Source organism: Haloparvum alkalitolerans (assembly GCF_055381565.1).
In genome coordinates this window covers 1,367,223-1,381,095 of record NZ_AP043938.1, presented here as the reverse complement: position 1 = coordinate 1,381,095, position 13,873 = coordinate 1,367,223, and the positions used below count along the sequence as shown (strand labels likewise).

Sequence of the window (13,873 nt, the reverse complement as noted above, 5' to 3'; positions counted from 1 at the left end):
GACCGCGGCCGGAACCGACGCGACCGACGGCTTTAGGCCGCTCCCGGCCGGAGTCGGGGGTAGACCGCGTGCGGTCCGCCGCAGTCCCGGCCGTCCCGCTCTCGAAACCCCGTCTCGATTCTGAGATGCTTACCATATTCGGTATGCTTTTACCGGCGAGTCGCCAAGTCGCAGGTATGCAAGACGCGGCGACGGCCACCGACGTCGGTCCGGACGAACTCGCGGCGCTGAAACACGTCGCGCTCGCGGACGGGCTGACGGAGACGAAGGTGTCGTGTGCGGCGCTCGGGGACCGCCTCGACGCCTCGACGCAGACCGCCTCGCGCCGGCTCCAGCGGCTGGAGGCCGCCGACCTGATCGAACGCGAGGTCGTCGGCGACGGCCAGTGGGTCCGAGTGACCGAGGCCGGCGAGGCGGCGCTCCGAAGCGAGTACGCCGACTACCGGCGGATCTTCGAGACGGAGACCGCGCTCACCCTCTCGGGCGTGGTGACGAGCGGGATGGGCGAGGGACGCCACTACATCACGCTCGATGGCTACATGCGCCAGTTCCGCGAGCGGCTCGGCTACGAGCCGTTCCCCGGGACGCTCAACGTCGACCTCGACGAGGCGAGCGTCCGCCGGCGGGCCGAGCTCGGCGGGATCGACGCCGTTCCCGTCGACGCGTGGGAGGGCGACGACCGGACGTACGGCGCGGCCACCTGCTTCGCGGCGACCGTCGTCGCCGGCGGCGCGACGGACGGAGACGGTACGGACGAGGAGGGCGGCCGCAGCTACGAGGGCGCCCACGTCATCGTCCCCGACCGCACCCACCACGACGAGTCGCAGATCGAGGTCATCGCGCCCGATCGGCTACGGGACGAGCTCGACCTCGACGACCGCGAGCCGGTCGACGTGCGGATCGAGCCCACGAGCCGCGCCGACGAGGAGGGCGCCTGATGCGGGCCGGCAGCGACGCGGAGTCGGCAGCGGCGGGCGAGGGGGACCGCCCGGGAACGAGCCACGCGGCCGTCGAGCGCGCCCTCGAGGCCTTCGCCGCGGGCGAGCCGGTCTGCGTCCACGACGCCGCCGACCGCGAGGGCGAGACGGACCTGATCTACCCCGCGGAGGCGGTCGGCCCGGCCGCGGTCCGCCGGATGCGTAACGACGCCGGCGGCCTGATCTGCGTCGCCGTGGGCGACGCCGTGGCGGACGCGTTCGGCCTCCCGTTCCTCGCGGACGCGCTCGACCACCCCGCGGTCGACGACAACCCCGACTACGACGACCGCTCCTCGTTCTCGCTCCCGGTGAACCACCGCGAGACGTTCACCGGCATCACCGACGACGACCGCGCGCGGACGATCTCGGAGTTGGGCAACGCCGCGGCGGCCGTCGCCCGCGACCCCGGCGGCTACACGCCCGAGGACTTCGCCGCCGAGTTCCGCGCGCCGGGTCACGTCCACGTGCTCCGCGGCGCGCCCGCGGGGCTGGCCGACCGCGAGGGCCACACCGAACTCGGGCTTGCGCTCGCGGCCGCGACCGACCGCGCGCCCGCGGCCGTGGTCTGCGAGATGCTCGACGGGGCGACCGGCGGGGCGCTCTCGCCCGCCGACGCCCGCGCGTATGCGGCCGCGAACGACATCCCCTTCGTCGAGGGCGCCGCGCTGCTCGACGCGCTCTGCTGACGGGACAGGTGTCGTCTGCCCCGCCGACTGCTGATTGCTCGTCCCGCCGACTGCTGATCCTGCTACATTTATCACGACCGCTGCCGACCCTCCGATCATGAGCTTCGACGAGATGGATGTCGACACCATCTGGAAGAACGGCGAGTTCCTCGACTGGGAGGACGCGACGACGCACGTCCTCACGCACGCGCTCCACTACGGGACCGGCGTCTTCGAGGGCGTCCGCTGTTACGACACGGAGAACGGCCCGGCGATCTTCCGGTGGGAGGAGCATCTCGACCGCCTGTTCGACTCCGCGAAGGTGTACGACATGGACATCGGCCACTCCCGCGAGGAGCTGACCGAGGCGACGCTCCGACTGCTGCGCGACCAGGACCTGGAGTCCTGCTACATCCGGCCCATCGCCTACTACGGCTACGACACGCTCGGCGTCTCGCCGAAGGACTGCCCGACCGACGTAGCCATCGCCGCGTGGCCGTGGGGCGCGTACCTCGGCGAGGAGGCGCTCAACGACGGCGTCGACGTGATGGTCTCCTCGTGGCGCAAGCACTCCTCCTCGCAGATCCCGACCAACGTCAAGACGACCGGGCTGTACGTCAACTCCATGCTCGCGGGCGAGGAGGCCCGCCGCAACGGCTACGTCGAGGCCATCGTCCTCAACAAGGAGGGCAACGTCGCGGAGGGGCCCGGCGAGAACATCTTCATGGTCGACGACGGCGAGATCTACACGACCGGCCGCGCCCAGTCGATCCTCGACGGGATCACCCGCAACACCGTCATCCAGCTCGCCCGCGAGCGCGGCTACACCGTCCACGACGAGGCGGTCATCTCCCGGGGTCAGCTGTACACCGCCGACGAGCTGTTCTTCACCGGCTCCGCGGCCGAGGTGACGCCGATCCGCTCGGTCGACGACACGCAGATCGGCGCCGGCACGCGCGGTCCCGTCACGGAGGAGCTCCAGGGGGCGTTCTTCGACCTCGTCGAGCGCCGGACCGACGACCACGACGACTGGTTCACGTACCTCTGAAAGCGCGGTCGTCCCCGCCGCGGAGGCAGGGAGAACGCGCCCGCCGACGCCTTTACGACGTTTTTGTTGACGGTTCTGGATCCTGTGGATCGGGACGGCGCCGCCTCGAAAGCCCCAGCCGGCTCGACCGCGTTTGCGGGGGCGCTGGCGCTCGTGATCGGGCGCGTTCGCGGAACCGACCGCTTATGACGCGCCGGGCCGTGAGCGTGGACAATGACCGACGCCGACACGACAGTGACGCGACTCTTCGGCGGACCGGGGAGCGGGAAGACCACCGCCCTCCTCGACCGCGTGGAGTCCATTCTGGAGGACGACGCCGCCGAGGTCCGCGACGTGCTCGTCGTCTCCTACACCCGGGCCGCGGCCGCGGAGATCCGCGAACGGCTCGCGGAGCGACTCGACATCTCGCCGCGGAGCCTGCAGGGCAACGTGGCGACGATGCACGCGAAGGCGTACGAACTGCTCGACCTCTCGCGGGGCGACGTGGTCGGCGAGGACGACAAGGGCGACTTCTGTGAGGAGTTCGGGATCGAGTTCGAGGACGAGTACGGCGGCGCCGGTCGCCGGACCGCCCGCTCGACGACCATCGGCAACAAGATCATCGCCACCTCGCAGTGGCTCCAGCGGACGAAACGCGACGTGGCCGACTGGTACGACGTGCCCTTCCAGTGGAACGTCGAGGAGGTCCGGCTCCCGCCGGAGGAGGACCCCAACGCGCAGGAGGGGAACAAGTACACGCCGACGTGGCCCTCCGACGACGACCGCATCGACGTGCCGGAGGCGATCCGCGCGTGGCGCGCCTACAAGGGCGAGCACGGGCTGGTCGGCTTCGCGGACATGCTCGAGCGCGTGAAGCAGCGCTCGCTCGTCCCGAACGTCGACTACCTCGTCATCGACGAGTTCCAGGACATCACCACGCTCCAGTACGAGGTGTACGAGGAGTGGCGTCCGCACGTCGAGAAGGCGCTGATCGCCGGCGACGACGACCAGGTCGTCTACGCGTGGCAGGGCGCGGACCCCGACCTCCTGCTGGACACGCCGGTCGACGAGGACGTGATCCTCCCGAACTCCTACCGGCTCCCCTCCGACATCCTCAACGTCGTCAACGCGGAGATCCGCCACATCGACAAGCGACAGGAGAAGGACCTCAAGCCGCGCAAGGAGGGCGGCGTCGTGGAGGGGATCGAGAGCCCCTCGATGATCGAGCTGGTGCGCAACGTCCGGTACACCGTCGACGACGACGAGGGAAGCCTGATGATCCTGTTCCGGGCGCGCTACCAGCTGTTCGACTTCATGGATGAGTTCATCGACTACGGCATCCCGTTCACCCTGCTGACGGACGGCCGGATGTGGACCGACCGCCTGCGCGACTACGTCCACGCGGTCGAGAAGTACGAGGCCGAGGAGCCGGTGAACGGGCTCGAAGCGCGCCGACTCGCGGACATGCTCCAGGAGTCCGCCTTCGGGACCAACGAGCGGGACGACTTCTACGACTTCCTGGAGGACCGCGAGGACAACGCCGGGGTCGACGACGCCGCGGAGTTCGAGGTGACCGCCGACGAACTGAAAGAGTACGCGCCGTTCATGCCCGACACGGCCAGCGCCAGCGACATGGTGCGGAAGGTGACGAGCTTCCAGCGCAACTCGATGGAGGCGTACTTCGACGGCGACTACCGCGACGCCGACCCCGACCGCGTCCGCGTCGGCACCATCCACTCCGCGAAGGGCCGCGAGGCCGACCACGTGTTCGTCTCGACGGACCTCACCGAGAAGGTGGTCGAGCAGATGGCCGCGACCGTCGACGACCCCACGGACGTCGACGGCGTCGAGGAGTTCACCAAGACCACCAGCCCCGTCCCCATCCTCACCGACAACGAACGCCGCGTCTTCTACGTCGGCATGTCGCGGGCCCGCGAGCGCCTCGTCCTGCTGGAGAACCTGATCAACGGCGCGCCGACGCTCCCCGTCAGCGTCCTGCTGTTCGACGAGTTGCGCGACGAGCCGGTTCAGGAGCTGATCGACGAGGTGCAGGAGGAACTCGCGGTGCCGGAACCGGAGCCGTGAGCGAGGGGAACGATGCGGCCGGCGGCGCGCCGGACGGCGCGGCCGGCGACGACCGGCCCGCGAGCAACCGCTCGGCACCGGGACGGGAGCCTGCCGACGCTCGCCCGCGCCCCGACGCGCCGGCGACGGACCTGCGGGTCCTGACCGACGCGCTGGCGGCCGCGGACGCGGACGCGTTCGTCGCGGTTGGCGACCGCTTCGACGACGACCTGCGCTATCTCACCCGGTTCGCGGGCCCCGACCGGGACTTCGCGCTCGTGGTCACCCCGGAGACGGCGACGCTGTGTGCGCCGACGCTGTTCGCCGAGCAGGCGGAGCGGGAGTTCGCGGCCGCCGCACCCCCGGCCGAGTCGGGCGACCTCGACCGACGCGTGGAGACGGGGACCGCCGGCGACCCGGCCGGCGAGCGCGCGGCCGCGGTCGTGACCGAACGGGCCGGCGAGGAAAGCGCCGTGCTGGTCCCACAGTCGATCCCCCACGACGCCGCGGTGTATCTGGAGCAGGCCGGGCACGCGATCACGTCGACGGACGCGGTCGCGGTCGCCCGCGAGCGGAAGGAGCCGGACGAACTCGAGTGCCTGCGCCGCGTCCAGCGCGCGACCGCCCGCGGGATGGCGCGCGCCGAGACGGTCCTCGCGGAAAGCCAGGTCGGAGCGGAGTCGGGGCCCGGGGACGACGCCGAGCCAGTCCTCGTCTGGGAGGGCGGTCCGCTCTCGACCGAGCGCCTGCGCCGACAGGTGAACGCGACGCTCGCCGCCTACGGCGTCCGCGACGCCGGTAACACGGTGATCGGCGCCGGTCCCTCCGCGGCGGACCTCCACTACACCGGCGTCGACCTCGTCCGGCCCGGAGAGACGGTGCTTCTGGACCTCTCGCCGCGGGGACCGCACGGCTACTACGGGGACATGACGCGGACGTTCGTCGTCGAGGGCGAGGGCGGCTGGGAGCGCCGCGCGTACGTCGCGGTGCGGGCCGCCCGCGAGGCGGCGCTCGCGGAAGTCGAGCCCGGCGCGACGGCCGCCACGGTTCACGAGGAGGCCGCCGCCGAGCTCGCGGCGCACGGCTTCGACCCGACGGCGGGCGAGGGGGAGGCGGGCTTCACGCACGGCACCGGCCACGGCGTCGGCGTCTCGCTGCACGAGGGGCCGTCGCTCTCCGCGGCGACCGAACTCCGACCGGGCCACGTCGTCACGGTCGAACCGGGCGTCTACGACCCGGAGACCGGCGGCGTGCGGCTGGAGGACCTGGTCGCCGTCACCGAGGACGGCTACGAGATCCTCCACGAGTACCCCCTCGGAAGCGTTCCGGAGCGGCGGTAGCGATCCCGACGCGGACCTCCCGGTCCGTCGCCACGGTCGCCGTCTACCGTCGGTCCTCGCGACGCTCGATCCGGTAGTCGATGCGGAGGAACGTCGCGCCGAGGACCCACATCTCGTGCGTCGCCGTCAGCGACGCGTCCGCGGCGGGGCCTCGGTCCGCGTCCGTCGCGGCCGCATCCGTCCGGCGCACCACGAACCGCTGGCCGACCGGGAGCCGGAACGCGCCGACCGGCGTGACCAGAAACAGGCCGGGGTCGCCGCCGCCCTCGGTCGTCCACTCGACGGCGTCCTCGCGCCCGTCGGTGCCGGCCTTCCCGGTCCCGTCCACGTTCCGCGGGCGGAGGACCGTCGAGAGGTTTCCGCCCGGTAGCGGGACCGCGACGTTGACGAACCGCTCGCCGTCGGCCTCGTGAGCGCCGTAGAGCGCGACGAAGACGGCCTCGCCCGCGAGGTTCTCGCGGACCCAGCCGCGCACCTCCTCGCGCGGATCCCCCGGTACGTCGACCGGGACGAAGCGCCCGCGGAGCGGCCGCCAGCCCGACCCGCCGCCGGGGAGGTTGAGCTGTCGGACCCGGCTCGTGATCGGTCCGACGAGGCGCGCGCCGAACCGGAAGCCGCGACCCCAGCGAACGCGGTAGGTCATCCGGTAATCGCCGGTCCGCTCGTAGAACGCCCGCACCGCGGGCGCGACCGCGTCGGGGTCGAAGGAGGGGCGCGCGAACGCGCCGAGGTCGTCGAGTTCGCCCGCCGGCGTCGGCGCGTCCGGGTCGACGTAGCCGGCCCGGCGGAGGTAGTCGCTCCCGACGTACGTCCCCGCCCGAACCGGCGAAAAGGGGATCCCCCGCGCGCCGCGGCGCGCCCGTCGGAGGAGGTCGACCAGCGCGAGCAGGGCGGCGACGAGGGGGTTCCGCCTGAGCAGGCGGCCGACGACCCAGCCGCGAACGAACCGCGAAACGCGTCCCATACCGGCGGGCGGTCCCGCACACAGTTAAGTGATCGCGGGCGGCAGTTCGCGGCGTATGAAGGAGATCGTCCACACCGACGAGGCGCCGGCCGCGGTCGGCGCGTACAGCCAGGCGACGACGAACGGCGACCTCGTGTTCACCGCGGGACAGATCCCGCTCACCCCCGACGGCGACCTGCTGGACGACGCGGACGTGGCGACCCAGACGGAGCGCGCGCTCGACAACCTCGTGGCGGTGCTGGCGGAGGCGGGCGCCGAGCCGTCGGACGTGCTCAAGACCACCGTCTTCCTCGCGGATATCGACGACTTCGACGAGATGAACGAGACGTACGCGGCGTACTTCGAGGAGGCGCCGCCGGCGCGGTCGGCGGTACAGGCGGGGGCGCTCCCGAAGGGCGTCGCCGTGGAGATCGAGGCCGTCGCCAGCGTCGAGTAGATGGACGGGGCGGGAGGCGGCCGCGACGACGACGGCGAACGCGACGGCGAGCCCGGGGGCGGACCCGCGACCGCGACTCACGCGGGCGCGCTCCCGACTCCGCGGGCCCGCGTGAAGTCCGCGACGCTGTGGGGCGCGGTCGGCGCGCTCGCGTTCCTCGCGCTCGCGCAGGGGTACGCGCTCGTCGTCGGCCCGCTTCCGGTCGGCGTTCTCGGACTGCTCCCGATCGCGGCCCTCGTCGGCGTCGCCGTGAGTGGGATCGCCTACCAGACGGAGCACCGCCTGCGGGCGAAAAGAAGGGTTTAACAGTCCGACCGCAGTACGTCCAGTCGGGCCAGGATGGCCGAGTGGCAAGGCGCACGCCTGGAAAGCGTGTTCCCTTCCGGGATCGGGGGTTCAAATCCCTCTCCTGGCGTTTTTGTTTCTGATTCGCATAAATAGTCACGGCTTCGTCCGACTCGACGGCGGATTTCCGAACGAACGGCGTCCGTGTGGCCACCGCGGAAAGGTTCATAAGCATGGGTAGTGTTACCACGAGTGACGATGCCAGACACGAAGGACGGCCGCGAACGGAAGGGGCGCAACAAGCGGAGACAGCTGGAGGCTCGCCTCAACGAGCGGGAACTCACGGCCGAGGAGGAGCCCCCGGAGCCGGACGGGGTCGACTCCGACTATCTGACCGACCCGACCGAGCTGGATAGCTGATCCGCCCGGTCGCGGCCCGCGGATTTTCCGATACGCTGCGTCGCCAGCGACCGCATCGTCGGTCTCCGACCGTCGCCGCCCGCGAGAGGGCTGGCCGTCAGTAGTAGTGGCTCCGTCGGTGGGACGCCGGTCCGGACGCGGAGGCGGCGCGGGCCCACCGAGACATGTACTTAAACGTCGGCGGAGCCGCACCTCATCGCGGCGTCGTATCGTGGTAACAACCAACATGGATTCGTGCAGAATCGACCGTAGTACGTCGTTTTGTCGCATCGGACGAACACGGCGCGGTCGTGACCCGAATGGCCCGCCGACGAAGGTTTTATATAGAATCACAAACAATCCGTGGGTGTACATGAGCCAGCGAATGCAGCAGGGTCAGCCGATGATCATCATGGGAGAGGACGCGCAGCGCGTCAAGGACAAGGACGCGCAGGAGTACAACATCTCCGCGGCGCGTGCGGTCGCGGAGGCCGTCCGCTCCACGCTCGGTCCGAAAGGGATGGACAAGATGCTCGTCACGTCGATGGGCGACGTCACCATCACGAACGACGGCGTCACCATCCTGCAGGAGATGGACATCGACAACCCGACCGCGGAGATGATCGTCGAGGTCGCCGAGACCCAGGAGGACGAGGCCGGCGACGGGACGACGACCGCGGTCGCCATCGCGGGTGAGCTCCTCAAGAACGCCGAGGACCTCCTCGAGCAGGAGATCCACCCGACGGCGATCATCAAGGGCTTCCACCTCGCGAGCGAGTTCGCCCGCGAGGAGGTCGACGAGGTCGCCGAGCCGGTCGACGCCGACGACACCGAGATCCTCCAGCAGGTCGCCGAGACCTCCATGACCGGCAAGGGCGCCGAGCTCGAGAAGGACGTGCTCGCCGACCTCGTGGTCCGCGCGGTACAGGGCGTCAGCGTCGACGCCGACGACGGCTCCACGGTCGTCGACCTGGCGAACCTGAAGATCGAGACCCAGACCGGCCGCTCGGCGGGCGAGTCCGAGCTGCTCTCCGGCGCGGTCATCGACAAGGACCCGGTCCACGACGACATGCCCTCGAGCTTCGATGAGGCGAACGTTCTCCTCCTCAACGAGCCGATCGAGGTCGAGGAGGCCGACGTCGACACCTCCGTCTCCATCGAGTCGCCGGACCAGCTCCAGCAGTTCCTCGACAAGGAGGAAGAGGAGCTCCGCGGGAAGGTCGACCAGATCGTCGAGTCCGGCGCGGACGTCGTCTTCTGTCAGAAGGGCATCGACGACCTCGCGCAGCACTACCTCGCGAAGGAGGGTATCCTCGCGGTGCGCCGGACGAAGAAGTCCGACCTGAAGTTCCTGAAGAACGTCCTCGGCGCCAACATCGTCTCCGACTTGGACGACCTGACCGCTGACGACCTCGCGGTCGGCAGCGTCACCCGCGACGACGAGGACGAGCTGTTCTACGTCGAGGGCGCGGACGCCCACGGCGTCACGCTGCTCCTCCGCGGCTCCACCGAGCACGTCGTCGACGAGCTCGAGCGCGGCATCAACGACGCCATCGACGTGGTCTCGACCACGGTCTCCGACGGCCGCGTCCTCGCGGGCGGCGGCGCCATCGAGGTCGAGCTCGCCAGCCGCGTCCGCGACTTCGCCGACTCCGTCGAGGGGCGCGAGCAGCTCGCCGTCGAGGCGTTCGCGGACTCGCTGGAGCTCGTCCCGCGCGTGCTCGCCGAGAACGCCGGCCTCGACGCCATCGACCTGCTCGTGGACCTGCGCGCGGCCCACGAGTCGGGCGACTCCCGCGCCGGCCTCAACGCCTTCACGGGCGACGTGGAGGACACCTTCGAGGCGGGCGTCGTCGAGACGGCCCACGCCAAGGAGCAGGCGCTCTCCTCGGCCACCGAGGCCGCGAACCTGGTCCTGAAGATCGACGACATCATCGCGGCCGACGAGCTGTCCACCTCCGGCGACGGCGAGGAGGAGGGCGGCGCGCCCGGCGGCGGCATGGGCGGCATGGGCGGCGGCATGGGCGGCATGATGTGAGCGTCCGGTAGGACAGACTCACACCCAGCCGACCGACCGAACCGCCTTTCGATCGACCGCTTCTTTCGACCCGTCTCCGACTCGTCAGCAGTCGCGGCGCCGTCGGCCCGCCGCGTTCAGCATGACCTAAATACCCGGCCGGAAAATTTTGCGGCATGGAGACGCTGCTTCTCAACAGTGCCGACGTCGACGAGAACGCGCAGATGGACCGCGTCATCGCGGCGGTGTCGGACGCGTTCGTCGCCTACGAGGAGGGGAACGCGCAGATGCCGGCCAAGTCGTACATCGACCTGCCGGAGTACGACGGCGACTTCCGGTCGATGCCGGCCTACCTCGACGCCGGCGACTGGGACGCCGCGGGCGTCAAGTGGGTGAACGTCCACACGAACAACCCCGAGGAGTTCGGCCTCCCCACCGTGATGGGGACGATGGTCTACTCCGAGCCGGAGAACGCCTTCCCGCTGGCGATCATGGACGGCACGGAGCTGACGATGAAGCGGACGGGCGCGGCGGCCGCGGTCGCGACCGACCACCTCGCTGTCGAGGACGCCTCCTCGATGGGGATCATCGGCGCCGGCGTACAGGCGTACACCCAGCTCGAGGCGATCGCGGAGATACGCGACATCGAGACGGTCGTCGTCTCGGACCTCGACGAGGGGCGCGTCCGCCGATTCATCGAGACGTTCGAGGACCGCTTCACCGTCCGCGCGGGCTCGGTCGACGAGGCCGCCGCCTGCGACGTGCTCTCGACGGTCACGCCGGTCGAGGACCCGATCGTGCAGGCGGCGGACGTGGGCGAGCACACCCACGTCAACGCGATGGGCGCGGACGCCGAGGGGAAACACGAACTCGCCGACGAACTGCTGCTCGACGCGAAGATCGTCATCGACGACCACGAGCAGTGCACCCACTCCGGCGAGATCAACGTCCCCTACGCGGACGGCACGCTCACGGACGACGACATCTACGGCGAGATCGGCCAGATCGTCACCGGGAAGATCGCGGGGCGGACGGCCGACGACGGCGTCACCGTCTTCGACTCGACGGGGCTCGCGATCCAGGACGTGGCCGCGGCCCACGTCGTCTACGAGTACGCCGACGACAACGACAACGGCTACCCCTTCGACCTGCTCGGCCTCGCGGAGTAGGCGCAGTCACCGCTCCGGGTGCGTCGGCGCGTCGAACCCGCCGCGGACGAGCGGCTTGGCGACGTGGCGGCGGGCGCAGGGCGGCACCTCGTACCAGCCGCGGTCGAGCGCCCGGTCGACCGACGCTGCAATTTTTCCGGGCGCCGCGGTCCCGCAGTCCCGGCACCGATATCCCTGCCCGCGGCCGGCCGAGGACATCGTCCGGCCGCAGTCCGGACACGTCGGCGTGACGAGTTCGGTCCCCACGAGCTCGCGGACCGCGAACTTCTCCAGCTTCAGCGTCCCCGCCTCGTACTCGCCGCAGGCGGTCAGCCGGTCGCCCGGACGGAGCGCGCGCACGCGGTCGCGGAACCGGTCCGTCGGCGCGAACGCGGCCCCCTGCGCGGTCGCGTCGTCCGGGAGGTCCGCGTCCGCGACCGCCGAGGGGTGATCGCGGTCGTCGGGCACCGCGTCGGGACGCGCGAGGGGGACGAACACGTGGCCGCCGCGGCGCGTTTCGGGGGCGCCCGCGACGACGCAGTCGACGCGGTAGCCCGCCCCCTCGCGGAGGTCGCCGAGCCGCCCGGGCGCGAGGTGCGCGTCGGTCCCCTGGTTGGTCAGGAACGTCGCGGCGCGGTCGACGGACTCGGCGTCGATGCGGGCCGCGACCTCCCGGCATGCCTCTGGCTCGTCGCCCCGGATCCCGTAGAGGATCGGTCCGGGCGCGTTGGGGACACAGACCGCCTCGCCCGTCCCGCGGTCGACCGTGTCCCAGACCGTCGGGTAGCCGAACTCGGCGGCCGCGAAGACGGACTCCTCGTCCACCCTCCGAGGCGTCCCGCACCGCTCGAACCGCCGATACGCGACGTGCTCGTGAGTCCAGTCGTCGAAGGCCGCGAGCGCCCCGACCGCGGCGATCGCGCCGATTCGGCCGCGTCCCTCGACGCTTCGGTCCCCCGCGTCCGCGTCCGGGTCGCCGCCGGCGCCGAAGCCGGCGTGATCGAACCCGTGTTCGTCGGCGAGCGCGGTGGCCTCGTCGAGGTCCAGGCGCTCGCGGAGCGCCCGCCGAGCGAATCCGGCCACCTCGTCGGGAATCGCCGCGGGCGCGTCCGGCGGGAGCGGGGCGACGACGACCCCCGGCGACGTCCGGGGGTCGTCCGCCTCGGCGAGCCCCGCCAGCAGGTCGCCCGCGAGTTCGAACGCCTCGTCCGCGGGCAGGTCCGTGTGGAGCGCGAGCGCCGCGTTCCCCCGCGTCTTGTGTTTCACCCCGGGGTTGAGGCGCACGAGGAGCCGGCACTCGACGCGGCCGCCCGCGGCCGCGATCCGCTCCGCGAGTCGCGTCGCGGCGTAGGTCGTACACATCCCGCGCTCGCGGGAGTCGGTGTCGTCGAGCCCGACGATGGTCACGGTCGGCGTACGGGCCCGACCGGCAAGCGGCTTTCGCGTCGGGAGGAGTATATAACTCTACCGCCGAAGAAGCGCGAAAAACCGCCAGAGCGCGCCGAGACCGGCCGCTCCCCGGCCGGCACAACGTATTTATGTGGCGAAGGGCGTATCAACGGCTATGTCCCGGAGTGCGCTCGTCGGGAACGTCACCGCCATGCTGGAGGACGCGGGGTTCCTCGTGAGCGACCGGTGTGCGGTCCGGCCCAAGAGCTTCGACCTGGCCGCTCGCCGCGGGGAGGACCTGGTCCTCCTGAAGATCCTCGGCAACGTCGACGCGCTCGACGCCGAGACCGGCGCGGAGATGCGCCGCCTCGGGGAGTACCTCGACGCGACGCCGATGGTGGTCGGGCTGCGGACGCGCGACGAGGACCTGAAGCCGGAGGTCGTCTACTTCCGGCACGGCGTCCCCGTCATCAACCCCGACACCGCGGTCGACCTGTTCATCGAGGAGATCCCGCCGCTGATCTACGCCGCGCCCGGCGGCCTCTACGTCAGCATCGACGGCGAACTGCTCGCTGACGAGCGCGAGGAGCGCGGCTGGTCGCTCGGCCGGCTCGCCTCCGAACTCGGCGTCTCGCGACGCACCGTCTCGAAGTACGAGGACGGGATGAACGCCTCCATCGAGGTGGCCGTCCAACTGGAGCAGATCTTCGACGAGCCGTTCTCCAGCCCGGTGAACGTGATGGAGGGGGCCGAGGAGGTCCACGACGCGGACCCGACCCCCGACGCGCCCGAGGCCGACCCCGACGACGAGCACGTCGTCCACGTGCTGACGCGCGCGGGCTTCACCGTCCACCCGACCGCCCGCGCCCCGTTCAAGGCCGTCTCGGAGGACGAGGACAGCCGCCGGATGCGCGTGCTCACCGGCCACTCCTCGTTCACCCCGGCCGCGGAGAAGCGCGCGCGGATCATGTCCTCCATCGGCGAGGTGGCCCAGACCCGGTCGGTCTACTTCACCGAGGAGGAGAACCGCCGCGAGTCCGTCGACGGCACCGCCCTCGTCTCCTGTGAGGAGCTCGCGGAGATCGACGACCCCGAGTCGATCCGCGACCTGATCCGGGAGCGGGCCGAGCGCCCGAACGAGGCGTAGCGGCGCGGGAACCGC

The 13,873-nt window shown here is 71.1% G+C and carries 13 protein-coding genes and 1 tRNA gene; 12 read left to right on the top strand and 2 right to left on the bottom strand.

Annotation, left to right across the window (positions count from 1 at the left end):
* The first annotated feature begins 176 nt into the window (after positions 1-176).
* From ACZ432_RS09260 to ACZ432_RS09240, 5 genes are all read left to right on the top strand, one after another.
* Complete coding sequence (locus ACZ432_RS09260) at positions 177-938, top strand: DUF120 domain-containing protein (protein WP_426962577.1); 762 nt, start codon at positions 177-179, stop codon at positions 936-938.
* Positions 938-1,663: a 3,4-dihydroxy-2-butanone-4-phosphate synthase gene (gene ribB, locus ACZ432_RS09255; RefSeq protein WP_426962578.1), complete on the top strand. Its 726-nt coding sequence runs from the start codon at positions 938-940 to the stop codon at positions 1,661-1,663. The genes ACZ432_RS09260 and ribB overlap by 1 nt, the downstream gene beginning before the upstream one ends.
* Before the next feature lie 97 nt (positions 1,664-1,760).
* Positions 1,761-2,690, top strand: a complete 930-nt coding sequence (locus tag ACZ432_RS09250) for a branched-chain amino acid transaminase (RefSeq protein WP_426962579.1) — start codon at positions 1,761-1,763, stop codon at positions 2,688-2,690.
* Positions 2,691-2,903: 213 nt separating this feature from the next.
* Positions 2,904-4,754: a UvrD-helicase domain-containing protein gene (locus ACZ432_RS09245; RefSeq protein ID WP_426962580.1), complete on the top strand. Its 1,851-nt coding sequence runs from the start codon at positions 2,904-2,906 to the stop codon at positions 4,752-4,754.
* Entirely contained in the window at positions 4,751-6,073 is a 1,323-nt protein-coding gene (locus ACZ432_RS09240) for a M24 family metallopeptidase (RefSeq protein WP_426962581.1), read from the top strand. Before ACZ432_RS09245 ends, ACZ432_RS09240 begins: the two co-directional genes overlap by 4 nt.
* 43 nt (positions 6,074-6,116) lie before the next feature.
* Here ACZ432_RS09240 and ACZ432_RS09235 read toward each other — a convergent pair whose 3' ends face one another.
* Entirely contained in the window at positions 6,117-7,037 is a 921-nt protein-coding gene (locus ACZ432_RS09235) for a hypothetical protein (protein WP_426962582.1), read from the bottom strand.
* A 55-nt stretch (positions 7,038-7,092) separates the two neighbouring features.
* Here ACZ432_RS09235 and ACZ432_RS09230 point away from each other — a divergent pair, with 55 nt between their 5' ends.
* From ACZ432_RS09230 to ACZ432_RS09205, 6 genes are all read left to right on the top strand, one after another.
* Positions 7,093-7,473, top strand: coding sequence for a Rid family detoxifying hydrolase (locus ACZ432_RS09230; RefSeq protein ID WP_426962583.1), 381 nt, complete (start codon positions 7,093-7,095; stop codon positions 7,471-7,473).
* Entirely contained in the window at positions 7,474-7,779 is a 306-nt protein-coding gene (locus tag ACZ432_RS09225) for a hypothetical protein (RefSeq protein WP_426962584.1), read from the top strand.
* 27 nt (positions 7,780-7,806) lie between these two features.
* Positions 7,807-7,888 (top strand) — tRNA-Ser (locus ACZ432_RS09220).
* Positions 7,889-8,016: 128 nt separating this feature from the next.
* A complete protein-coding gene (locus ACZ432_RS09215) occupies positions 8,017-8,178 on the top strand; it encodes a hypothetical protein (protein ID WP_176696690.1) in 162 nt (53 codons plus the stop codon).
* A gap of 364 nt (positions 8,179-8,542) precedes the next feature.
* Positions 8,543-10,195 (top strand): thermosome subunit beta, encoded by a 1,653-nt coding sequence (thsB, locus tag ACZ432_RS09210; RefSeq protein WP_426962786.1) that lies wholly within the window; start codon positions 8,543-8,545, stop codon positions 10,193-10,195.
* 155 nt (positions 10,196-10,350) lie between these two features.
* The gene (locus ACZ432_RS09205) at positions 10,351-11,343 is read left to right on the top strand and encodes an ornithine cyclodeaminase family protein (RefSeq protein WP_426962585.1); all 993 of its coding nucleotides are present in this window, start codon (positions 10,351-10,353) and stop codon (positions 11,341-11,343) included.
* A gap of 6 nt (positions 11,344-11,349) precedes the next feature.
* Here the strand turns inward: ACZ432_RS09205 and ACZ432_RS09200 are convergent, their stop codons facing one another.
* A complete protein-coding gene (locus ACZ432_RS09200; RefSeq protein WP_426962586.1) occupies positions 11,350-12,729 on the bottom strand; it encodes a TiaS agmantine-binding domain-containing protein in 1,380 nt (459 codons plus the stop codon).
* Positions 12,730-12,886: 157 nt separating this feature from the next.
* Between ACZ432_RS09200 and ACZ432_RS09195 the strand changes: the two genes are divergently transcribed.
* Positions 12,887-13,858, top strand: a complete 972-nt coding sequence (locus ACZ432_RS09195; protein ID WP_426962587.1) for a transcriptional regulator — start codon at positions 12,887-12,889, stop codon at positions 13,856-13,858.
* Positions 13,859-13,873 lie beyond the last annotated feature (15 nt).